Annotated in this window: 18 protein-coding genes; 4 read left to right on the top strand and 14 right to left on the bottom strand. The window is 64.1% G+C overall.

What is annotated here, in order from left to right:
• The 5 genes from LLH00_19585 to LLH00_19565 form a co-directional block, all read right to left on the bottom strand.
• Positions 1-258: hypothetical protein (locus tag LLH00_19585; GenBank protein MCE5273486.1), on the bottom strand; the 258-nt coding region annotated here is incomplete at its 3' end.
• Between the two features lie 644 nt (positions 259-902).
• Positions 903-3656, bottom strand: a complete 2754-nt coding sequence (locus tag LLH00_19580) for a glycoside hydrolase family 78 protein (GenBank protein MCE5273485.1) — start codon at positions 3654-3656, stop codon at positions 903-905.
• 63 nt (positions 3657-3719) lie between these two features.
• A complete protein-coding gene (locus LLH00_19575; GenBank protein MCE5273484.1) occupies positions 3720-3893 on the bottom strand; it encodes a hypothetical protein in 174 nt (57 codons plus the stop codon).
• Positions 3890-5290, bottom strand: a complete 1401-nt coding sequence (locus tag LLH00_19570; protein MCE5273483.1) for a hypothetical protein — start codon at positions 5288-5290, stop codon at positions 3890-3892. Before LLH00_19570 ends, LLH00_19575 begins: the two co-directional genes overlap by 4 nt.
• Before the next feature lie 126 nt (positions 5291-5416).
• Positions 5417-6103 carry a class II aldolase/adducin family protein gene (locus LLH00_19565; GenBank protein ID MCE5273482.1) on the bottom strand — a complete coding sequence of 229 codons (687 nt, stop codon included), beginning with the start codon at positions 6101-6103 and terminating at the stop codon, positions 5417-5419.
• Positions 6104-6547: 444 nt separating this feature from the next.
• On the opposite strand from LLH00_19565, the gene LLH00_19560 reads away from it, so the two are divergent.
• Both LLH00_19560 and LLH00_19555 read left to right on the top strand, forming a co-directional pair.
• A complete protein-coding gene (locus tag LLH00_19560; protein ID MCE5273481.1) occupies positions 6548-7024 on the top strand; it encodes a hypothetical protein in 477 nt (158 codons plus the stop codon).
• A gap of 52 nt (positions 7025-7076) precedes the next feature.
• On the top strand, positions 7077-7538 hold the full coding sequence (locus LLH00_19555; GenBank protein ID MCE5273480.1) for a hypothetical protein: 462 nt from the start codon (positions 7077-7079) through the stop codon (positions 7536-7538).
• A 523-nt stretch (positions 7539-8061) separates the two neighbouring features.
• On the opposite strand, the gene LLH00_19550 is transcribed toward LLH00_19555, so the two are convergent.
• Positions 8062-9021: a hypothetical protein gene (locus LLH00_19550; protein MCE5273479.1), complete on the bottom strand. Its 960-nt coding sequence runs from the start codon at positions 9019-9021 to the stop codon at positions 8062-8064.
• An 808-nt stretch (positions 9022-9829) separates the two neighbouring features.
• On the opposite strand from LLH00_19550, the gene LLH00_19545 reads away from it, so the two are divergent.
• Entirely contained in the window at positions 9830-11641 is a 1812-nt protein-coding gene (locus LLH00_19545; protein MCE5273478.1) for a beta-galactosidase, read from the top strand.
• Between the two features lie 310 nt (positions 11642-11951).
• On the opposite strand, the gene LLH00_19540 is transcribed toward LLH00_19545, so the two are convergent.
• From LLH00_19540 to LLH00_19510, 7 genes are all read right to left on the bottom strand, one after another.
• Positions 11952-14504, bottom strand: a complete 2553-nt coding sequence (locus tag LLH00_19540) for a dockerin type I domain-containing protein (protein MCE5273477.1) — start codon at positions 14502-14504, stop codon at positions 11952-11954.
• A 194-nt stretch (positions 14505-14698) separates the two neighbouring features.
• On the bottom strand, positions 14699-14962 hold the full coding sequence (locus tag LLH00_19535) for a PilZ domain-containing protein (GenBank protein MCE5273476.1): 264 nt from the start codon (positions 14960-14962) through the stop codon (positions 14699-14701).
• Between the two features lie 56 nt (positions 14963-15018).
• Positions 15019-15864 carry a protein-glutamate O-methyltransferase CheR gene (locus LLH00_19530; GenBank protein MCE5273475.1) on the bottom strand — a complete coding sequence of 282 codons (846 nt, stop codon included), beginning with the start codon at positions 15862-15864 and terminating at the stop codon, positions 15019-15021.
• A gap of 27 nt (positions 15865-15891) precedes the next feature.
• On the bottom strand, positions 15892-16974 hold the full coding sequence (locus LLH00_19525; protein ID MCE5273474.1) for a chemotaxis response regulator protein-glutamate methylesterase: 1083 nt from the start codon (positions 16972-16974) through the stop codon (positions 15892-15894).
• A 66-nt stretch (positions 16975-17040) separates the two neighbouring features.
• Positions 17041-18759, bottom strand: coding sequence for a methyl-accepting chemotaxis protein (locus LLH00_19520; protein ID MCE5273473.1), 1719 nt, complete (start codon positions 18757-18759; stop codon positions 17041-17043).
• Positions 18760-18856: 97 nt separating this feature from the next.
• On the bottom strand, positions 18857-19354 hold the full coding sequence (locus tag LLH00_19515) for a chemotaxis protein CheW (GenBank protein ID MCE5273472.1): 498 nt from the start codon (positions 19352-19354) through the stop codon (positions 18857-18859).
• 55 nt (positions 19355-19409) lie between these two features.
• Positions 19410-22577 (bottom strand): chemotaxis protein CheW, encoded by a 3168-nt coding sequence (locus LLH00_19510; protein MCE5273471.1) that lies wholly within the window; start codon positions 22575-22577, stop codon positions 19410-19412.
• A 436-nt stretch (positions 22578-23013) separates the two neighbouring features.
• On the opposite strand from LLH00_19510, the gene LLH00_19505 reads away from it, so the two are divergent.
• Positions 23014-23421, top strand: coding sequence for a bacteriohemerythrin (locus LLH00_19505; GenBank protein ID MCE5273470.1), 408 nt, complete (start codon positions 23014-23016; stop codon positions 23419-23421).
• Between the two features lie 191 nt (positions 23422-23612).
• On the opposite strand, the gene LLH00_19500 is transcribed toward LLH00_19505, so the two are convergent.
• Positions 23613-23871 (bottom strand): HAMP domain-containing histidine kinase (locus tag LLH00_19500; GenBank protein MCE5273469.1); only part of this gene is annotated, 259 nt, incomplete at its 5' end.

The raw sequence follows: 23871 nt of genomic DNA, 5'->3' as shown, positions 1-23871 counted from the left end.
CCGCGCCGCGGGGGCGATCACCCGGCAGACGCGGCGCAGCCCGGCGGGCAGGGCCGCGATCAACGCCTCGTACCAAGCGAATTGCTCCGACACTGCGTTGTATTTAAGACCGTTCAGCTCGGCCACCGGAGTGGGCGCGCCAGCCGAGTACAGGGTTTCGAGAGTGTCGAAATCCAGCACCTCCAGCTTGATGTTGCTCGCCCCGTCCACCGGCACGATTATTGTCCCGCCGGGGCCCGGCTTTTTAGTCTCGCCCATTGTCTCGGAACGCTCCGGCAACATCACACCCCTGACGAAATAGCAGAATCGTTTCTATAGGGCCCGGCCTGCCGTGCCCTATTGTATGGATTTAATCCCGCTCGCTCCCAGCAATGTTCGGTCAGGTTTTGGTATATCAGTTTAACGGGCGAACACAAGGTTCGCCCCTACGACACCGTCCGGCACCCCAGAAGGCTTAACCCGCTTGCGGCTGTCAGGCCGCCGCAGTTTTGTCCTTGGGGGCCGCACCTGTCTGAGCCTCCCGCCAGGGCAGCGTGTAATCGAGCGTGAAACGGCCGGGACTGTAATTGCCGCACGGCCCGGCGGCGATTCGCGGCAGCGCCGCCGCTGCATCGCGACAGCGGAGTAAATCCTCGGGCATACCAAAATCAGAAAATGAGTCGCGGTTCGGACGAGTTTGCGGCCCCCGCTGGCTTTGCTGCTTTGGCCGAAACCAAAGCAGAAAATAGTCTTTCGGCTTCTCGTTGCATGTCCCAAACCGGACATTGCTACCTCGTTCCCACTTTTTCAAAGGGCGAGGCGACGCAGGTCCGGGCAACTGCCTCAAGCCTGGCACTTCATATGTATCAAGCTTCTGCAGGGGCGCACCCGAGAGTGCGCCCGCAGTGTTCGCTACCGGCGGCTCACTTCTTCAGCGCCGGGCACTTGAAGCTGTAGCTGCCCGCGGCCAGGTCGAATACGGCGCAGTCGCCCTCGCGCGGCAGGGCTTTCACGCCCTCGGACGCGGCGGCGTCCTTGCCGCTCTCGGTCACAGCAGCGCCCTCCGGGCAAGGCAGGTACAGGCGGCCGCTGGTGTTGGCCGGCAGCGAGACCTCCAGGCTCAACGTATCGCCCTCCACTTTCCAGTCGCTGACCACCGGCCCGTGAATCGACTTGTACTCGGCCTTGACCCAGGTCACCGAGCCGCCGGGGCGCGGGCGCAGCAGAAGGCGGCCGAAACCGGGCTCGGACGGGTCGAGGTCGATCCCGGCCACGCTGGCGTAGAGCCACTCGCCCACCGAGCCCAGCGAGTAGTGGTTGAACGAATTCATCCCCACGTCCTGGAAACCCTTCTCCTTGGTCCAGCCGTCCCAGCGCTCCCAGATCGAGGTGGCGCCGTTGACTATCGGGTAGAACCAGGAGGGGAAAGTCTCGGTCTCCAGCAGACGCCAGGCCACATCCGGATAACCCAACATGGTCAGCACGGGGTTGATCTGGCGCACGCCTAAAAATCCGCTGGACAGGTGCCAGTCCTTGGCCTTGATGTTCTCCACCAGCAACGCGGCGGCCTTGGGGCGCAGCGAGTCGGGCAGAAGGTCGAAATAGAGGGCCAGAAGGTAGCCGGTCTGGGTCTCGCCCGCCACGTGGCCGTCCGCGCTGACATACTCTTTCTGGAACGCGGCGCGCACGCTCTCGAACAGCTCCTCGTATTTCTTGGCCTCTTCCTCGCGACCCACCGCCTCGGCCATCTTCGACATCAGGTGGGCGTCATAGGCCCAGTAGGCCGTGGCGAGGATTTCCTTGGGCGTGTCGTCCCCGATCCAGAGCCAGTCGCCGTAGTCGCTGCCGCGGCCGTTGCGGCGCACGAAATCGGGGTTGTCCCGCAGCACGTAGTCCATCCAGCGCACCATCGAGTCCCAGTGGCGCTCGATGATCCGGTTGTCGCCGTACACCAGGTGCACTGTCCAGGGCACCACGATCCCGGCGTCACTCCAGCCGGCCGCGCCGCCGTGGCCCTGCATGCGTCCGTAGCGCGGGCTGATCTCGGAGTAGCAGCCGTCCGGGGCCTGCGCGTCCTCGACGTCCTGCATCCACTTGGTGAAGAACGCGGCCACGTCCATGTTGGTCGTGGCGGTGCGGATGAAGATCTGGGCATCTCCCATCCAGCCCAGGCGCTCATCGCGCTGCGGGCAGTCGGTGGGCACGCTGATGAAATTGGCCCGCTGGCTGCGAACGATGTTCGCCATCAACTGGTTGATCATGGGCGAGGAGCACTCGAAGCTGCCTGCCACCGGGGTGTCGGAGTTGATGACGAGGCCGGTCACAGCGTCCATGGAGGGCTGGCCGGGGTAGCCGGTCAGCTCCACATACTGGAAGCCGTGGAAAGTGAAACGCGGCTCCCAGATTTCCTCGCCACCGCCTTTGAGGATATAGGTGTCGGTGGCGCGCGCCCTGCGCAGGTTCTCGGTGTAGACCGTGCTGTCGGGGTTGAGCCGCTCGGCGTAGCGCAGGACCACCTTGTCCCCGGCCTGGCCGTTCACCTTGAGCCGGACCACGCCGGCGAAATTGGTCCCCATGTCGAACACGTACACGCCCGGCTTGGGCTGGAATATGGCCTTGGGCTGAATCTCCTGGGTCACGCGCACGGGCTGGACATCCAGGGCCACCAGCGGCACGCCCGGGGCCTCGAACACATCCACCGGCTTCCAGGCCGCGTCATCGTAAGCCGGGCTGTCCCAGCCGCTCAGCTCCAGGCGGGCATCATAGACCTCTCCCATCTGGAAATCCGCCTCCAGCAGGGGGCCATTGTTCATGCGCCAGGTGTCGTCGGTCACGAAAGTCTGCTTGCTGCCGTCCTGGAACTCGATCACGAGCTGGGTCAGGAAACTGTTCTGATACCCGTAGCTGCCGCGCCAGGGCTGCCAGGCCAGGAACCCGCTGTACCAGCCATCCGCCAGCACCGCGCCCAGGGCGTTGGCCCCCTGGACCACCCGCGCGGTGACATCCCAAGTCCGGTACTGGATGCGCTTGTTGAAATCGGTCCACTCCGGGGCGAACATGTCATCGCTCACCCGGCTGCCGTTCAGGTGAAGGTCGAACACGCCGCGCGCGGTGGCATAGACCACGGCCCGCTTGACCGGCTTTTCCACGTTGAACTCGGCCCGTAGCCAGACCGGCTTTGGCCCGGGAGTGCGTTTCTCGGCGGAGGTGTCGGGCGGCTCGCTCACCTGGCCGATCCACTTGCCGCTCCAGTCCGACTGGTCCAGAAGGCCCATGCTCCAGGAGGAGGACTCGCTGAACGGGGTCTGGGCCCCGTCACGGTCCCAGGCGCAGACTTTCCAGAAACACTGCTGGCCGCTGGCCAGCGGCGAGCCGCCGTAGGCCACCTGGCAGGTGCGGTTGCCCAGGAGCTTGCCGCTGTCCCAGAGGTCGCCCTGGTCCTTGGCCAGCAGGTCCGGGCTGGAGGCCACCAGCACCCGGTAGGCGCTCTGGACCTCGCCACGGCGCGGGGAGTCGAGCACCCAGCCCAGGCGGGGCTGCGGCTCGCCCAGGCCCAGCGGCGCGCTCAGGTACTCGCAGGTGAGGCCGCTCACCCGCATGGCCGACTGTTTCTGACCACTACAGGCCAGGGTTAGAGCGAGAACAAGCAGGCTCAGGAGTGTGATGGATTTGGCCACGCCTTCCTCCAGGTTGAATTGAGGACCGCCGACGGAAGCGCTTCAAATTACAGAGAAAGAGGATCAGCTCCGCGCGGGACGCATCCAGAGCGGCGCGAAAACGAACCAGAGCACCATCCCGGCAAACATCAGCTGTACGTGCGCGCGCCAGCCGATACTGCCGGCGAAAACCAGGAGCGACGGGACCAGGGTCAGGGCCAGTCCGGCCACAGAGAGCAGGGCGGCGAAAGCTTTCATCGCGGCACCTCCAGCGCGGCCCGGCCGCGCGCGGTAAGTTTCTGCTGCACGAAACTGAGCAGGATGTAGAGCGCCACCACCAGGAACCAGCCCGGCAGGCCCTTGAAGAATATCTCCAGCTTCAGGCTGAGCAGCACGGCCAGCGCCGCCAGCCAGCTCACCGCCGCGGCCCAGTTGACCGCGGCCCCGCTCGCCTCGGCGAAATTGCTCCTGAGGCCCAGGCGGGGCAGAAGCCAGAAATCGGCGAAGATCACCGCGCCCATCGGCATCAGCAGAAGGCCGTACAGGGCCACGAAATCCAGAAGCTTCATCACCAGGGCCGGGAACAGCGCCGCGGCCGTGGTGACCGCTCCGGCGGCCAGGGTCACTTTCCAGCGTTTCCAGTTGGGGGTGGCCACCTGAAGGGCCAGCCCGGCGCGGTAGAGCGTGGGGTTGGCCGTGGTCCAGCCCGCCACCACCACGCAGACCGCCCCGGCCACGCCCGCGCCCAGGTAGGCGATGGGCCCGGGAGCCACCGCGCCGCCCGCCGCGGCGCAGAGTATACCCGAGGCGATCCAGGCCACGAAATGGCCGAAGAACATGCCGAACGCGCTGGCGAACCCGTACTGCCAGCGCCTGGCGTAGCGCAGGATCGACAGGTCGGACATGCCGATATGCATCGCCATGTTGCAGAACCAGGCAAAGAACATGATGTGCCAGAAAGTGAAACGGGTCTGGCCCGGCTGCGGCACCCCGGTCCAGATTTTCTCGGTGGCCACGCGCCAGAAATCGGCCGGGCTGTGGCAGCCCAGGCCGGGCAGCACGGCCAGGGCCGCGGCGATGAACACCAGGAACATCCAGGGTGAGCATATCTTGGCGAAATGGGCCAGCTTCTCGAACCCCAGGATCGCCAGGGCAGTGACCACCGCGCCCACGGCCAGCACCACGATCACCCAGGCCCAGCTCGTGGGGTACATGTCGCCCAGGCCCGGCATGGGCATGCCAAACGGCAGGCCCACCGCCGTGGCCGAGACCGCGATCATCGAGCCGGCCAGGAAACAGAACATCAGGGCGTTGACCAGGCTGTAGGCCGCGGTGAGATACGGGCCGCAGATCTTGCGCAGCAGCCAGTAGAGAGTGAGCCGCGTGCGCACCGCGATGGGGGCGCAGAGGAAAGCCCAGCTCAGCACGGCCAGAAGGTTGCCCGCGGCCAGGCCCAGGAACAGGTCGCTCGCGGCCACGCCGTGGACCACGAACAGCGGCCCGATCACGAACTCGGTGCCGGCCACGTGCTCGCCGGCGTACATGCCGACAAAATTTCCGAGGTGTTGCAGACTGGAGTCGGAGACCGGCTCCCGGTCGAACTCGTACAGTGCGTCAAGTTTCTGGGTCAGGCCTGCTTTCGACGGTCCGCTCATCGGTCAGCCTCAGCCGCGGGTGGTGGGAGGTGGATGCGCATTTGAATGGCCTCCCGCGCCGCCAGGCGCATGCCCGGGGCGCGGGAGTCGTCATCATCATCTTCTTCTCTGTGAGGTGCGGCGGACTTATTTTTCGCGGCTCATCCGGGCTCCGGCCGCCCGGATGCGCTCGCTGGTCTTGCTGCCGTGGACCTCGAAAATCTGTCCGATCCGCTTGCCGCTCAGGCTGACCGCGCCGCCCAGCGTGTCGGCCAGGTGCACGATCTTGGCGGTGTGCTCCAGGCATTCCATCCGGTGGTAGGCCTCGATCACGCTGGCCCCCAGGGCCAGGGCCCCGTGGTTGGCCAGCAGGAACACCTCGTGGCCCGCAAGGTAATCGGCCACCCGCGCGGCCAGCTCATCCGTGCCCGGGGTGCCGTAGGGCACCAGCGGCACCTCGCCCAGCGAGAGCACCGACTCGGGCAGCACGCACGAGTTGACAGTCCGGCCGGCGGCGGCGCAGGCGGTGGCGTAGATCGGGTGGGCGTGCACAGCGGCCCGGACATCCGGCCGCAGCTCGTAGATACGGCAATATATCTTTATCTCGCTGGTCACCTTGCGGCCGTTGTCGGTCACCGGGTTACCCCTGAGGTCGGTCAGTACCAGGTCCTCGGCGGTCAGGAAACCCTTGCTCATGCCGCTGGGCGTGGCCAGGATATGCTCCTCGTCCACCCGCACGGTCACGTTGCCGTCATTGGAGGCCACCATCTCGCGGTCGTAAATGCGGCGGCAGACATGCAGCATCTGCGACTTGATCTCATCCAGGGAATGCATTCAATCTCCGTTGTTTCACTGTTGAAACGTCCAGTTGCATCAGTTCCGGGAACAGACGTTTGAATATAAAACCTTGGGGTCGGTTAAGGAATAAAAACCCGGACTATCCCGAAAAGGGGCATCCACAGCCGGTCCGGCCTCGACAATTCCGTCGCCAGTTTCGACATTAGTGTCGAGCCGCCGCGGCCTTTTCCGGCCCGGTCCGCCGCGTACCTCAAGCCTAACGGCATGCGTTTCAAGACAATCCTTCATCCAGAGCCCCCGGACGGCCCGCCTGGCACCGATTTTGTATTCTGTCTACTGTCGCGGCCTGTGCCGCACAGCCGGACAAGCGGGCCAATGTGACCGGACAAGGGCCCGCACGGAGTCCGCGGCGCGAGCCAGGAATGGCTCGCGCCTTTTTCTGACCAGCAGCCGGTCCTCCCCCCCAACCGGAGACCCCACTTGAACAGCGCACCCCGTGACCGCCGCGCCTGGCTCAGCCGGGCCCTTTTCCTCGTACTGACTGTTATCTGCGTTGCAGGCCTTATGGCTGCCCAGGGCGGTGGTGGGTTCGGAGGTGGAGGCGGACGGGGTGGGGGACGGGGCGGGGGTGGAGGCGGACGGGGTGGCGGGGGCCGCGGAGAGCAGAAAAAAGAACAGGCCGACCCGGACAAGACCGAATACATCCAGCTCTGCCGCTCGCTGGGCCTGTCCGAGGAGCAACTCGAAAAGGCGATGGGCCTCTACGGGCGCTGTGAGGCGCAGAAAGACACCCTGCGCGCCTCCCAGGAGACCGGGGCGTTGAACGTGTTTGAGGTGGAGCAAAAAATGGATGAAATAGACAAACAACTGGAAAAGGATTTCGGCGCCCTGCTGGAGGACAGCCAGCGCGCGGCCCTGAAAGAGCTCCGCAGGAAAAAGGGCGCCGTCCCCTGGTGAGTGCGCACGCGCAGGTGTCTATCGCCTGGCAGGCGGGAAGGAGGTGGAGGTTTTGAGAAGGTTTCCGCGTAAAAATTTCATCCTGAGCGGGTTTCTGGCCCTGGCGCTGGCCGCCGCACCGCTGGCCGCACAGCGCGGGGGGCCTCAATCGGGGGGGGACTGGGACGGCGGTGGCGGCGGGATGCGGGGCGGGCAGGGCCAGGCCGGGCGGCCCTCCGCCCGGAACCGTGAAAAAGCCCGCAAACAGTTCGAGGACATCTGCGAGACCCTGATCCTGGACGAGGACCAGTCCGGGAAAGCCCGCGCCCTTTTCGACAGCTCGCAGAAAGAGATCGAGTCGGCCTACGACAAATTCAGCCGGGGCAAGATCGGGCCGGGCGAGCTGAAAGAAACCACCACCCGGGTCAACGACAAGTTCCTGGACGATTTCGGCAAGCTCCTCAACGAGGAACAGGCCGAGCGTTTCGAGATGATCCGCAAGGACATGCAGGAAAGCAGGGAGCACAGACACTGAACCGCAGCATCGGACGGCTTTCAACCTGCGCTTCATCTCCCCATGCCCGTGACCGGCGGGCAGCACCGGGGCACTCGCCAGAGCGTCTCCTGTTTCCGACGCTACGTGGGGCGGGTCTACCGGATGAAACAGAGGAGTACGCCGACCTGTACCTGCCGCGCAGCCAGGGCTCGCGTGACCTGAACGAGCCGCTGACCAACGTGACCGGCGGCCTGGGAGTGCTCACCGCGTTCAACTGCGAAAGCGTAATTATCAACACAGTCAAGGGATTGTGAGCCTCACACCAGTCGGGTGGAGGTCCAGAAGGACACGGAGTGGGCGGTCCGGGAGACCACCCACGTTCATTTTCTATCCACCGGCCCGGCGGCGCGCTCCTCTCATCCGCCCGGCTCCCAGTTCCCGGCGCGAGAAAAGCGGGAGCGTGAACACACGGTTCACTGTTCCGCCGCGGATACGTAGACAGCAAAAGGCCGCGGGCATCTGTCCGCGGCCTTGTCATTGCTTCAACTGCCAGTCGGTCCGCTCAGAGGGCGGTCACATGGGCCGTGCCGGTGGGCAGGCCGCCGGTGTCCTTGTTCAGGAAATAGGTGGCGTGGTCGGCGGCGCCGGCCGGCACCTGGCCGGAGAGCACCTTGAGATAGAACGGCTTGCTCTTGTCCAGGTCGTAGGCATCCAGCGGCTCCACTGTCACCATTATCTCGGAACCGGACAGGTCGGTCGGGAAAGTCAGGCCGCTCGGGGCGTTGATCAGGAAATCCTGTCCCGGAAAAGCCGGGGCGGACCAGGCGCTGCCGTAGGTGTTCGACTCATCCGCCGCGCTGACCGAGGTGAACTTGCCGGTGGAAACCCAGAGGGTGTCAAACTTGACCCAGGCCTCGTATTTCCAGCCCGAGCCAAGGGTGGGCAGCGACAGGCCGTTGAATGAGATGCCGGTCGAGGTGTCCAGGAACCAGATGCCGCTCTTCTCGTTGGATGTGACCGTATCCGTGGGGGTGGCCAGGATGTAGCGCCCGGTGATGTTGTCCAGGGACATGTTCATGCCGAAAGAGTTGCTCACGGTCAGGTCGGCCTGGCCGCTCGAAATCAGCCCGCCAAGGATATGCGCGTAGGAGGAGACGGTCACCGGGGTGGAGGAGGCCTCTATGCTGAGCCCCACGGCGTAGATTGCATCCGCGTCCAGGTTCACCGTGAAATCCCCACTGATCACCGTGTCCCCGACGGCCGACACCATCTGACCGTTATCGTTGATGTTGAAAATCCCCAGCGGGTAGCCGTAGTATTCGCCGTCGTAATATTCGATCGCCCAGGCCTGGTAGTTGAGGGTTCCGGTCAGGGGCTTGAGGTTGGTGAAAGAGAGCGAAACCTTGGACAGCGCGTCGGTGCCGGTGGAGGAATCTTTGTTGTCGTTGCCGCAGGAGACAAGCAGCACCAGTGCGGCCAGGACAGCGGTGAGCGCAGGCAGGACAAATTTTCGGCTGGTCATGCATTACCCCTTTGCATAGGCTATTGATAAACGCACAGATCGGAAATCTCCGGACGATCCGCCCCCGCGCGGCGTCAAGCCCGCACGCCGAGTGCCTGAGCTCCGGCGGCGCACTTTGACTGCCGGTCGAGCGGTGCTGAAAAATGATACTCTGGCCCCCGGAGGTCAACTATTCCGGAAAGAGTCTTTTTTAAGAACTTAACCTGAATGGGGCCGGCGAGGGGGGACAGCCCTGTCCCGACCAGGCCTGCATCGCGCCCCCCGGAGCGATACCACAGCCGGACCGGAACCTGCCTGTCGTCTATCAAATACCCCCTCGCCTCCGGTTGTGTTCCGGCAAACCGCCCCGGACTGCCGGCGCCCCTTTCCCTTACCCATATACTTGGAAACCCGACGCCGACTCAAGGTTACAACCGCACCGGCAAAAACTTTCCTCCGGTCCGTGCCTTTACCCTTGACGCTCTTCCCGGCAGTCCGGGGCCACAATAAGCGAAAAGAGTGCCGGGAAAGGGCCGGGGGCCGCAAGCGCGCGTAACTCGTTCACTTCACGCGGGATGAAACTGCGCCCGCCGGGCCGAGGCCCCAGTCGGCGGCCCGGGGCCTCGTCATTTTTGTCGAATCCTCGACAATATTGACGAGGCGGCGATGGCTCCCTGCGGCACGGCACACCGGGCTTCGTTTTGTTAAACAACTAATCCTTTGACTAAGGCGGGCCCTGGGTTTATTTTGCATCTCCGTGCGGCCCGGCTCCTTCCCTCACGCATGCCTCGCTCCAGAATACTTAATCCTCTCCGCTCCGGAGGAACGCTTGAAACTAATCCGCAAGGCTTTGTTGACCTGTCTCGCGCTTTCGCTCCCGGCCCTGGGCGGCGTTTCCGCCGCAGCCGCGGCCCAGCCGCCCGTTCCCCGTCCCGAGCACCCGAACCCTCAGCTCGAGCGCGCCGACTGGCTGAACCTCAACGGCCCCTGGGAGTTCGAGTACGACCCCGGCCTCTCCGGCGAAGCACGCGGCATGCAGAAAGCCGGGGCGGCTTTCTCGAAGACTATCAACGTGCCGTTCTGTCCCGAAAGCCGCCTGTCCGGCCTCGCAGACACCGATTTCCTGCCCTGTGTCTGGTACCGGCGCACATTCGAGGTCCCCGCGGCCTGGCAGGGCAAGCGCGTGCTGCTGCATTTCGGGGCCGCGGACTACGACACGAAAGTCTGGCTGGATGGCACGCTCGTGGGTGAGCACCGCGGCGGCTACACCCCGTTCGTCTTCGAGCTGACCGGCAAGGTGAGGCCCGGTGGCAGTGTGCTCACCGTGCGCTGCGCCGATGACGCCCGCTCCGACCTCCAGCCCAGCGGCAAGCAGAGTTCGCAACTCGAATCCTACGAGTGGTTCTACACCCGCAGCACCGGGATCTGGCAGACTGTCTGGCTGGAGGCGGTGGGCAGCTCGTACCTCAGGAATTACAAGGTCCAGACCGATATCAGCTCCGGCACGGCCACGTTCAACGCGAACGTGGTGGACCCCTCCGCCGGTGCAGTGCTCCGGGCGACCGTGCTGGCGGATGGCAAAAAAATCGCCTCGGCTACGCTCCCGGCCGGACAGACCACACCTTTCAGCCTGAAAATCCCCCAGCCCCGTCTCTGGCAGATAAGCGACCCATTCCTCTACGACCTGGAGTTCACGCTGGAGCGGGACGGGAAAGTTGTCGACCGGGTGAAAAGCTATTTTGGGCTGCGCGAGGTGACAGTCGAGGGGATCAACGTGCTGCTCAACGGCAGGAAAGTCTTCCAGCGCCTGGTGCTGGACCAGGGCTACTACCCGGAGGGGGTCTACACCGCGCCCACGGATGCGGACCTGAAACGGGACATCGAGATTTCCCAGGCCGTGGGGTTCAACGGCGCGAGGCTGCACCAGAAAGTGTTCGAGCCGCGCTTCCTCTACTGGGCCGACCGCCTGGGCTACCTCTGCTGGGGCGAGTACCCGAGCTGGGGCCTGGACGTGGCCAACCCGGCCGCCCTGGAGCGCGTGCTGCCCGAGTGGCTCACCGAGCTGGAGCGCGATTTCAACCACCCCTCCATCGTCATGTGGACCCCGCTCAACGAGACCTGGACCGGCCAGGACCCCTGGCTGGCGCGCTGCCTGCACCGCACCACCAAGGCCATCGACCCCACCCGCCCGGTGAACGACTGCAGCGGGTTCACCCACGTGGAAACCGATATTTTCAGCGTCCACATATACGAAAGCGACCTGGACAAGTTCTGCGCCAATTTTGAGCCGTTCCGCACCGGCGGCGCGCCCTGGATGTCCAAGCCCGAGTTCCAGGCCCCCTACAGCGGCCAGCCCTACATCGTGGACGAGTACGGCGGGGTGTGGTGGAACCCGGAGCACCCCGAGGACCATCGCTGGGGCTCGGGCCAGCGTCCGGCCACGGTGGAGGAGTTCATGGCGCGCCTGGCCCGCACCACCGGGGCCCTGCTGGGCAACCCGCGGATGTTCGGCTACTGCTACACGCAGCTTTACGACGTGGAGCAGGAGGTGAACGGCCTCTACACCTATGACCGCAAGCCCAAGTTCGACCCGGCGGCCCTGAAAGCCATCCTGGGCGCGCCCGCGGCCTGGGAGAAATAGGCATCTTGCAGTTTTAGGTTCATATGCAGGCAAATTCCCCTCGCTCCCCCTTTATGAAAGGGAGAGGGTAATGCCTGCGGGATTCAGCTTTGATAAAAGATCGGGCGGGCGGGAACCACCCCCCCTTTTTCAATGGGGGGCAGGGGGGATTTCCATTTGCCGTTTACATGTTTATAAATTATTGATGTGTATACGGTATCACCCGCGTAACGAAACCAAAGGCCGGACCCCTCTTCTCAGGAGTCCGGCCTTTTCATTCCGGGTCAATGGTTGCGCCGTGACTGTACCCCGGCGCCGCGCGCCCGGGCGCTCAACGCCCCCAGCGCCAGAGCGAGGACCAGTCGAGCAGACCCTCGTCCGCGGCCGAGCTTCCCTCGGCCGGGCCGTAGAACACGCTCCCTCCGAAAGTGGTCAGGTAGAGCATCCCCGGATGGTGCGGGTCGAGGATGGGACGGTGGCCCCACTTGAAATCGTAGCCCTCGATGCGGCGCCAGCTCTCCCCGCGGTCGTCGCTGCGGAACGCGGCGCTGTCGAACGTGTTGATTATGACCGTGGCCGGGCTGTCGGGGTCTACCACCGCGGCGTAGACATGGGCGTTCTCGTTGAACACCCGCACCCAGGTGGCCCCGCCGTCCAGGCTGCGGTACAGCCCGCCGTTGCGCTCCACCGAGGGGTAGACCGAGCGGTCGGTCCAGGGCCAGCAGCTCAGGTACATGATCCGGTTGTCAGTGGGGTCGAGGGCCAGGTCGTTGGGACCGCTCACCCCCTCGGGCAGGGGCAGGCTGTGCCAGGAGCGCGCCCCGTCCGTGCTGCGGTACAGCGCGCCTGGGATCACGTTGCGCTCGGCGCCGTTGCGCACCACCACCAGGTAGAGCGTGCTGTCCGCGGCGCGGACCAGACGCCAGGCGCTGCGGTTTTCTCCCAGACCCTCCGAGTAGGAGGCCCAGCGCTTGCCGCCGTCCACCGACTTGTACACCCCCTTGCCGAACGCGCACAGGTAGAGCGTTCGGCTGTCCTTGGGGCTTTTGGGGTCGATCAGCACGTGGGTGTAGGGGGCGTCCCCCGGAGCGCCGTAATTGGAGGGGTGCCACACCGCACCGCCGTCCGTGCTGTACATCGGCACGCCCCGGGCCTGGGGCCAGTTGTCATTGAACATCTTCATGCGGGGAAGGTCGTGCCAGTTGCTCCAGACGCCCCAGACCAGGTTCGGGGTGTCGGGGTCGAAATCCAGCCAGTAGCAGGTGTTGATCACGTCCCGGTCCACGCCGGTGGTCGCGTGGACCCAGCTCTTGCCCCCGTCGTGCGACTGGAACAGGCCGATGTCGGTGTAGGTGATGAAGACGTGCAGGCTGTCGAAGGGGTCGAAATGCACTCCGTAGCAGGTGGTGACATCCAGTCCCCGGCTGCTCCAGGCGTTGTTGCCCATATCGTTGCTGTAGACAGTCTGCCAGGTCGTGCCGCCGTCGCGCGTGCGGAACGTCCGCCCGCTGGAGCCGTAGCAGGTGTTGGGGTCGCGCGGGCAGACCCCCAGGCCCCAGGGTGCGCCTTCATAACCGTGGCCGTACTCGCGGGTGAGCCAGGCGTCGGTCATGTTCTTGGTCACATAGCTGCTCCAGTCCTCGCAGAACGACCATTTCCACGAGGTTCCGCTGTCGGTCGTCTTGAAAATCCCGATCCGGTTGGTCGGGAACGAGGTGCAGGACAGGTAGACCACCTCCGGGTGTTCCTGGCACACTCCCAGGGTGTTGTAGGTGGGAGTCTCGGAGGTATTGGTCAGGCTGCTGTCGATCTGGGTCCAGCTCGCTCCGGCGTCCAGAGAGCGGTACATCCCGCCGGCAAAGCTCTGGCCCGACTTGCGCAGGGTGGTCAGCAGATAGAGCGCCGCCGCTCCGTCCGGGGCCTTGCCGCCGTCCGCGTCGATCACCGGCAAGTCGGGCAGGCTCACGCTCACCGTATCGCCCGTGGCCTCATTGGCCCGGATGCAGGCGAGGTCGGTCACGATCAGCGCCTCCTCCGGCTTGTCCCACCAACTGCCGGGGAAAATCGCCAGCACCTGCTGTCCGGGGACCTCGGCCAGGGTGCGCCAGCTCGCCCCGCGGTCGTGGGAGAACATCACCTTGGCCGGGCCGTTCCACCACTGGCCCAGGCCCACCAGAAGGTGGTCGCCGTCCGCCGGATCGACCCGCACCTTGTCCAGCTCGGCATCCGGAAGGCCGCTGGTGGTGAGGAAACTCTGCTCGGCGTGGTCGCCCACCATGCGCTCCAGGGTTATATCGGCCGGGGCGGGCCAGACCAGGCTCCAGCCCTTGCCCCCGTCCTCGCTGCGCCACAGTGCGGTGTTGGCCGCGTAGACCACGCCCCGGTTGGAGGGGTCGAACTCGAAATCGATCACCACGGTGCGCAGGTTGAACATCTTCCAGCTCGCCCCGTCGTCAAAGGTCACGTAGGCGCCGGTCATGTCGCAGCGCAGAAGGGCGTGCGCCGGGTCGAACGGGTCGACCGTGGGGATGAACATCGCCCCGCCGCCGCCCGGGCCGATCACGGTCCACTTGTCCGACAGGACCGGGGCCACGGGGTGAAGGTCGCCGCGGGCGATCCGCAGCACCAGCGCCAGCGCGTCCAGCAGCCCCAGCCGGCCGTCGCCGTTGAAATCGGCCCGCGAGTCCGCCACTTCCTGCCGGCAGAGGTTCATCAGGGTAACCACATCCCGGTAATTCACCTGCCCGTCGCGGTTGAGGTCCTCGGCATAGCGGGTGGCAGAGCCCCCGGCCTGGGCGAGCGCCCGGTCCGCCTGTCCGAGGAGCGGGAAAACGATCAGAAAAGCCAGCGCACCGGCCGCAGCGATCAGCCATCTGTTTTTCATTTTGCAGAATCCTTACACATACCGAGTTTACAGTTTGGAGGGAACGGCATCGGCTGGAAAGCAATTACGGGCAAGGTTAACACCGCGCGGAATAAAATTCAAGCTTTGGTTGCCAATATGGACTAAAAGACAAACCGGAGCGCCCGCCGTGGCTGCAGCGGATTGCCCCATCCGTCAGAGGCTGAACTGCGGTCTCAATCGATCAGCCTGAGGCCGTAGATCATGCTCCCGTCCACCTCTTTCCGCACCCAGGCCAGCTCGGCCTCCCGTACGAAAGCCTCCCCCAGCGAACTCATCCTGATCCACATCCGCAGCGGCTCGCGGGTGCGGAACTGCACTCCGGAGGACGAAACATCGAAGGAGAGGGCCAGAAGGCGGTTCTGGTCCGGGATCAACTCCACCACCTCCCGGACCTCCTTGCGCTCATCCGATCTCTGTTCTTTGGAACGTGCAGGCATGTCGAACTCCCTTTTACGGATAGATTCAGTTTCGGTTCCCGGTCCGGCCCGGAATCTCAGGCCGCGCCGGCCAGCTTGTAGAACACGGCCTTGTTGTATTCGAAACGGCGGTAGCGCTCGCTCACCCCGAGCAGGGACTCGGTGGAGCCGATCAGCAGGCAGCCGTCCGGGCTGAGCTGGCCGGCCAGACGGTCGAACAGGTTGCGCCGGACCTCCAGGCTGAAATAGATCGCCACGTTGCGGCAGAGGATCAGGTCGAACCGGCCCAGGGAGGTGAACGGCTGCAACAGGTTGAGCTGGCGGAACGAGGCCATGGCCCGGATCTCATCCTTTACCTGCCAGAGCTGCTCCACGGGCTTGAAATACTGGTGTATCTTCTCCTGCGGGAACCCTCGCTCCAGCTCGAACGCCGTGTAGCGGGCGTAGCTGGCCTTGGTCACCGCAGCGTCGGAAATGTCCGTGCCCAGGATCGAGATGCGCCACTTCAGATAATCGGGCAGCATCTCGCGGATCGCGATGGCCAGGCTGTAGGCCTCCTGGCCGGTGGAGCTGGCCGCGCTCCAGATCCGCATTGACCAGGGTCCGGCCGGGGAGGCTTTTTTCGCCCGGTCGATCATTTCGGGCAGCAGCTTGAACTTGAACAGGTCGAACGGGCTGCGGTCCCGAAAAAAAGAGGTCTCCTGGGTGGTGATGCTGTCGATGATCCGCTTGACCAGTTTGCCCTGGCTGTCGTTGCGGGCCTTGAAATACAAGTCCTTGAAATTGGGGCAGCCGAATTCCTCGGCCACCGGTCCCAGACGGCTCTCGACCAGGTAAGCCTTGCTCTGGTCCAGAAAGATGCCGGTAACGTCCCGGACCAGGGAGGCGATGAGAGTGAGTTCCTCGGCGCTGACTTTGAGCATGCTGCCGTTCGTTTGAAAAGTGGGATTTCAGCCCAGACTGGCGAGCCAGGCGATCCTTTCCGGAATCTTATCCAGCGGCAGCACCTCATCCACGACTCCCGCCTTGATCGCCTCCATCGGCATCCCGAAAACCACGCAGGTCTTCTCGTCCTGAGCCAGCACCCGGGCTCCGGCGCGCTTCATCTGCTTCAGCCCCAGAACGCCGTCCGCGCCCATGCCGGTCATTATCACCCCCAGCGCCCGGTCGCCGAACAGCTCGGCCACGGAGCGGAAAAGGAAATCCACCGAGGGCTTGCAGAAATTCTCGGGCGGGTCGTCGGTCAGATGCAGCACGGGCCTTCCGGTCAGATAGTGGCGCACGGCCTGCATCTGCTTACCGCCGGGAGCGATATAGACAGTGCCCGGAGTAACCGCCTGCCCTTCCTGGGCCTCGAGCACCCGCACCTGGCTCTTGCCGTCCAGACCCTTGGCGAAAGTGGCGGTGAACACCGGCGGCATGTGAATCACAACCAGCACCGGAAGCGCCAGGTCCTTGGGCAGCATGGGAATGACACGGTTCAGGGCCGCCGGTCCGCCGGTGGACACTCCCAGGGCCACCACCTCCAGCTTCCTGACCCCTTTGGCCGTCGTGACCGGGACCGCCGGCTCCGGAGTGACGGGGGCCGGGGCCGGAACCGTCGGCGCCGCCCGGGTGATCGCCCGCAACTTCTGGCGCGCGATGAAATAGGCCAGCTTGGTCTTGAGCTGAAGGCGCATCTCCTCGGTGTTGCGCTGACGGTCGGGGCTGTCAGGCTTGGAGATGAAATCGAACGCCCCGTTCTCCAGCGCCTCGATCGTGGTCTGCGCGCCCGAGCTGGTCAGGGCGCTGCACATGATCACCGCGGTCTCGACCGGCTGACGTTTGAGCTGGCGCAGGACATCCAGGCCGCTCTTGCCCGGCATCTCCACGTCCAGGGTCACCAGGTCGGGCTTGAGCAGCACTATTTTCTGCAGCGCCTCGTCCCCGTCCGAGGCCATGCCGACCACCTCGACCCCCTCGATCCCAGCCAGGATGTCTTTCAAGGTCTTGCGGTAAAGAATAGAATCATCGACCACGAGCACACGGATCATCGCCCTGCTCCGTCCTTTCCATTGCTCCAGCTCCAGATTGCTTTCAGGTTCCGCCGCGCCGCAGGCTCAGAGACGGAAACGGTCGACCACTTTCTTGAGCGCCCCGCCCATATGGCTCAGCTCGCCGGAGCTATAGCGGAGCATGTCGCTGGCGTTCTTCAACTCGTCGCTCGACTGCTTGACATTCAGGATATCAGTGGTGATCGACTGCGAGACCTCGGCGGCCTGGGTCACGTTGCGGGTCATGTCCTGGATGCCGGCGGCGGCCTGGCCGATGTTGCTGGCGATGTCGCGGGTGGTGGCCGCCTGCTCCTCGACCGCCGAGGCGATGTTGACCACGATCTCGTTCACGTCGTTGATCACCTTGTGGATCAGCTCGATCTCCTGGACCGTGCTGTCGGCGCTCTTGCGCATGGTCTCGATCTTGTTCCGGATGTCGTCCGTGGCCTCGTTGGTCTGCTTGGCCAGCTCCTTGACCTCGTTGGCCACCACGGCGAAGCCCTTGCCGGCCTCACCCGCCCGGGCCGCCTCGATCGTGGCGTTGAGCGCCAGCAGCTTGGTCTGCTCGGCAATCTCCACGATCACCTCGGTCACCTTGGTGATTTCACTGGCGGCGCGGCTGAGCTCGTCCACCTTGCCCGAGGCTTTCTCCACGCTGCGTACGGCGTCGGAGGTGACCTGACGGCTCTTCTCGGTGTTCTGGGCGATTTCGTTCACCGTGGCGGTCATCTCCTCGGCCGCGGTGGCCACGGTGTTGACATTGGACGTGGACTGCTCGGCGGAACTGGAGACCGAGCCCATGTTGGTGCTCATCTCCTCGGCCGCGGTGGCCAGGGTGTTGGAGCGCACGTTCATGTTGTTGGCCCCGTCGGAAAGCTGGCTGGAGAGGGCCTCCAGGTTGGTCGAGGCGCTGTCCAGGGCCGCGGCGTGGCTTGTGACCTCGCTGAACACGGAGCGCAGGTTGCGCGCCATGTTGTTGAGCGCCTTGATCAGGTCGCCCACCTCATCCGACTGGTCGAGCTGGATATCGGTGGTCAGGTCGCCCTCCTCGATACGGCGGGCCAGCTCCACGCCTTTCTTCAGGGGCCGGGTCACCGAGGAAACCACCAGCAGCAGCACCACACTGAGCAGCGAGACTATCACGAACGCAGTCAGGATTATATTGTTGCGGGCCTTGGCCACCATGGCCTTGGTCTCGGCCAGCGAGCTGATAATGTGGAACGCGCCGTGGATCTCGCCCTCTTTCCAGCCCTCTTTCACTCCACCCACCGGGTCCAGCTCGCCCTTTGGGTCGCCGTGGCACATCAGGCATTCCCTGGTCAGGCGGATCGGCCGGAAATAGTGCACGTTTTCCTTGTCCTCGATAGCCAGCTCGGGGACGTTGGAGCTTTTAAGCTCGTTGAGCACCTTGCGCTCCATCTCGTCCGGCTCGTTGGCCGGGTTGCGCGGCTGCTCCTTGGGCACCCTGAACGTGTAGCCCGCCTCCTCGGCGTTCTTGCGCGCGGCGTTGATCGCGGTGATGATGGGAATGGCCTCGAGCAGGTTGGCCTTGTCGATTTGGTCGAAAGGCTTGATCACCCCCAGGGTCAGTTTGTTGGCCATCTCCTCGCGGGTCGCCTCCAGGGTGAGCACCACGGCCCGGCTCTTTTCCTCCACCGCTTTGACCGACTGCCGGTGGATGTCCCTGATCTGCCAGTAGGCCGAGACCGAGGCCAGCAGAATCAGTCCGAGCATGCTGACCGACAACACCTTCCATTTGATGCTGAGGTTCTTGAAACTGGCCATCTTGCTCCTCCGGGAGATGAGTTGTCTCTATACCTGGCTGATTTTATTCATCTTGGTTTGTTCCGGCTCGGTCTCCGGCCGCGATTCCTCCCGCCGGTCAGCGCTCCGGCCCGTGCCCTGCGGCATCCGGGGGCGGCATGGTCTCGAAGCGCAGGACCTCCACGATATCCAGCACCGCCACCAGCCGGTCTTCCATCTTGAGAATACCGGTGAAGAAAGCCCCCTCCACCGCATCGATGTTCGAGGGTGAAGGCTCCAGGTTCCTCTCGTCCCCCAGCACCACGTCCGCCACCCCGTCCACCAGCAGGCCGATATCCTCGCCGCGGTCGGAAATGACCACCACCCGCATGCTCGGATCGAGCGGCAGAGGCTCCAGGCCCAGACGGTCCCGCAGGTCGATCACGGTCAGGATCTGGCCGCGCAGGTTCAGGATGCCGCGGATGCAGCGCCGGGCCCCCGGGACCAGGGTGAAATTCAGGTTCTTGTTGATCTCCTTGACCAGACGGGTCTCGACGCCGCAGACAATGTCCCCCACGAAGATGACCGCCAGCTCGAGCTGTTTGCCGGTGGCTTTTATTTTGGCGGCTTTCGGCATGACTCTGTTCCCCTGCGCGAGAGAGGTTCGTTCCAGTGCGCGGCGCCGGCCGCGTTCAGGCCACGTAGCGGTGGATGGCGTCCAGGATCTGCTCCCGGTCCAGCTTGATCATGTACTCGTTGATCCCGGCTTCGATCCCGCGTTTCTCGGCCGCCTCGCCGGCCAGCGAGGTGACCGCGATGACCGGCAGGCGGTCGAACCGCCCGTCCTTGCGGATTTTCTCGGTCAGGCCCACACCGTCCAGGTTGGGCATCTCGATATCGGTCAGCACCAGGCACACCTCCTCCGCGTGCTCGTCCAGCTCCTGGAACCCCAGCAGCCCGTCCGCCGCGTCCAGCACCCGGTAGCCCGACTCCTCCAGGAACGACTTGATGTGCTTGCGGAAGAAATCGGAATCCTCCACCACCAGGATCGTCCTTTCGCCCTCCTCCACCACCGGGGCCAGGTTCTCCCCCGACCATTCCGGCAGGGCCTGGCGGACGATCTGGAAGATGTCCACCAGCAGGGTGGTCTCGCCCAGGATGATGGCCGAGCCGAGGATGCCCTCCTGGTGGAAAGTCTGCTGGTCGATCTCCACGTCCACGTCCACCACGTCCCGCAGCCGCGCCACCACCAGCCCCACCTCGCGCCCCCGTATCTGGAACACGATCACCGGCACGTGGTCCAGGTCCTCGCGCGGGTTGACCCGCGCCACGTCCTCGATGGAGACCACCGGCAGGCTGCCCCCGCGGTACTTGAGGCTGCGGCGGTTGCCGAGGGTCTCGATCTGGCGGCGTCCCACCCGCTCGATCCGGGTAATGAGGCCCAGGGGCACGGCAAACTGCTCGCCGGGGGCGTTGTTGACTATCAGCAGGGTCTGGGCGTTGCGGCGGCTATCCGTTTTGCGCACCGACGCGGCCTGACCCGCCGCCTCTTTCACGTTGGACAGGTTCATGATCCGGCTGATCCCCGGGATGTCGAGAATCAGCGAGATACGGCCGTCGCCCTGGATCGTGGCCCCGGCGTAGGCGCGGCAGTCCTTGAGGTGGCGGCCCAGGGGCTTGACCACGATTTCCTCCGAGTCGAGGAAACGGTCCACGATCAGGCCGAATTTCACCTCACCCGCCGCCACCACGGCGATGTTGTACGAGCTGAGCGCGCTGCGCCGGCGGTCGCCGCGCAGACGGCGGTGCGGGTTGTCCGCAGCCGGCTGCCCGTCCTGCGGCCCCCGGCGGTCGGCGATGTTGCGGCGGCGGTCGGGAAAGCGCTCTCCGCCGTCCTCCGGCTCGAAAGTGCGCTCAGACAGGCCCAGCACATCGGCCAGACGGACCAGGGGCAGCAGCTCGCCGCGAAGGCGGATCACCTCGGCGTTGCCGATCGTCTCGATCCGGCTTTTCACCTCCGCCGGGGCCACCCGCACCAGCTCCTCCAGGTTCACCTGCGGGATCGCGCAGCGCTCCAGCTCCACATCGACAATCAGCGAGGGGATAATGGCCAGGGTCAGCGGCAGCTTCATGCGGATGGTCGTGCCCTTGCCCAGCTCGGTCTGGACATCGATATCCCCGCTCAGCTTGGCCAGGTTGGTCTGGACCACGTCCATGCCCACCCCGCGGCCGGAAACGTCGGTCACTTTATCCGCCGTGCTGAAACCGGGGGCGAAAATCAGGCGGACCAACTCCTCGCGGCTCATCTTGTCCAGCTTCGATTTCTCGACCAGGCCTATCTCGGCCGCCTTTTTCTTGATCCTCTCGTGGTCGATCCCCCGGCCGTCATCCTGCACCAGGATATTCACCTGGCCGGCCTCGTGCGAGGCGGAGAGCTTGAGCGTGCCCACCGGGTTTTTGCCCGCTTTCTGACGCTGCTCGGGGGTTTCGAGACCGTGGTCGGCGCTGTTGCGCACCAGGTGGGTCAACGGGTCGGTGATCGCCTCGATGATGGTCTTGTCCAGGTCGACCTCCTCACCCTCGAGCACCAGGTTGATCTCTTTGCCCAGGGTACGGCTCATGTCGCGGATGACCCGGTGGAACTTGGTGAACACGGTCCCGACCGGCTGCATGCGCGTGGTCATGATCGCTTCCTGCACATCAGTGGTAATGAGGCTCAGCCGCTGGGTGGCATCCTCTATGGAGCTCAGGTCGCGGTCGTTGACATTCTGGACGAGCTGGTTGCGGGTCAGCACCAGCTCGCCGGCCAGCCGCATCAGGGAGTCGAGCAGGTTCACGTTCACCCGCAGGAAATTTTCCCCTGTCTTGACCCGGTTCTCCGCGGCGGATGAGGCGGGAGCGGCGGCCACGGCGGCCGGCTCGGGCGCGCGGGGCGGGGCTTCTTTCCTGGGCGGCGGGGCAGGAGCGGACGCCTCTGCCACCGGCGCGGCCGGTGGCGCCGGCTGCACCCGGGACTCCACGACAGGGGGCTCGGGCGCCGGAGCGGCCGCGGAGGGCAGTTCATCCGGAAGTTCATCCGGGAATGAGCTTTCCTTGAAATCCTCTTTCGGAATGTCTTTGAGCTGGAGATGCTCGTCGTACAGGAATATTTTCCCGGCCGCGAGGCCGGTCAGCTCGTCCATGAAAAACGTCTCCAGCACGGTGGCGTACAGCGCGTACAGCACCCGCCTCCCGTCCTGGTCCTCCCGTACAAGCCGGGCCAGAAGCGTGCCGGCACTCTCGATGCCCAACGCCTCGCCCTCGGCCGACTTGCCGCGCGCCTCCAGGTCGAGCGCCACATCGTAGCACAGCAGGTAGAGCGCCTTGCCCCCGCGCTGTGCGTTTTTAAGCTCCTGCGCGGACAACTGGAACAGTTCCTCGCCACCCGGGCCGCGGAAAAGCAGGTTCTTTTCCTCCGGCGCCGGGACCGGCTCCCTGGAAAGCGCCCGCTGAAGCCGCTCAATTATCGTGGCGATCTCCACCTCATTGCTTGTAAGGGCCGAATCGACCATCTGCGTCAACTGGTCGAACGCCTCAAGCATCACGTTCATCACCTCGGACTCGGGAAGGAGCTCTTTCTTGCGGATGAGGTTGAGGATGTTCTCCAAGGCGTGCGCGAGTTCCTTGATCTGGACCAGGCCCAGAAAACCGGCCCCGCCCTTGATCGAGTGCACGGCCCGGAATACCTTGTTCACCAGGTCAAGATCGATTTCCGCCCCGTCCGCCTCGATTTTGAGCAGATCGTTCTCGATCCCGTTCAGGTGTTCCTGCGATTCCTCGATATAGAGACGCAGTGTCTCATCATCTTCGATCGGAGCCATCCAACCTCCGCCGCTTGGATTAGCGCATGTGTCTGTTGCCGGATAATGCATTGACCAGGGAAGGGAGACCCCTGCGCGGACTGAAGCCGGGCAGGGGACGGCGGACGCGGCCGGTAGACCGGCACAGTGCGCCCGGCTGAACATTTATCCTCAAATCATCGCGCAAGTCTCTCTGTTTATTTGTTTAAAGATTTGATAGAGGATAATCAGGCATTATGGGTATTTTGCTCCTGTTTCCCATGGCAAAACCGCTTCTGGCAAGGAATCGGACAGTTTTCCCTCTCTATACATTGAAATTTATTTTTATAAATTGCAAATTTAACCTGGAAATTTTTTTCGGTAGCGGATTTAATTCTTGCTTTTCATGTTTTTTGTCTTTTTTCAAAATGCATTCAGCCCTGCGCCGTAAACCACCTCTTATAGGAAGGAGCGCCCCATGCCGTTGATCGATTGGGATGACAGCTACAGTGTGAGCGTGACCGAGCTGGACAACCAGCACAAGCAGCTCGTGGCTATGATCAACCAGTTGCACCAGGCCATGCTGACCGGCCAGAACAAGCAGGCCCTCACTTCCATTCTGGCCGGGCTGACCTCGTATGCGAACACGCATTTCTCGAACGAGGAAAAGTATTTCGACAAGTTCGGCTACCTCGGCACGGCCACGCACAAGTTCGAGCACCAGAACTTCGTAAAGAAGGTCAAGGATTTCCAGCAGCAGTTCGAATCCGGCAAGACCATGCTCTCGCTGGAGGTGATGGAGTTTCTCAAGAACTGGCTGCTCAACCACATCAAGGTGCAGGACAAGAAATATTCGAAGTGTTTTAACGACAACGGGCTGAAATAGGTTCATCCGGAAGTGGCAGAATCGGTTCGTGCAGGCTGGCTTGCGTGCGGAGTGGCGGGCTGCGGTGATATAAACCGGAGACGGTTCACATACTGATGGGTTCACTGAAGGGGCAGGCCTCGGCGTGCCTCTTCATGTTTTGTCCCGGGTGTCTTTCCGGGCTTTACCCCAGGTGTTGTCTCAAACACTTTTCAGAATTTCAGGGTGAAACAAGTTTCCTCGTCCGGCCGCGACCGCACGCTGATCGATCCCCGGTGCAGACGCATGATCTGGCGCGCCAGGTTGAGGCCGATCCCGGAGCCGCCCGGCTTGGTGGTGAAAAAGGGGATGAAGACTTTCGGCTTGACCTCTTCCAGTATCCCGGGGCCGTTGTCGCAGACACGCAGCACCGGCCGGCTGCTCGCATCCAGCCGCGCCGCCACCTCGATCCGCCCGTCCTCGCGCCCCTCA

It is taken from the genome of bacterium (genome assembly GCA_021372515.1).
Classification (GTDB): domain Bacteria; phylum Gemmatimonadota; class Glassbacteria; order GWA2-58-10; family GWA2-58-10; genus JAJFUG01.
Note: the sequence above shows the minus strand (reverse complement) of the source record. Positions and strands in the feature narration are given on the sequence as shown.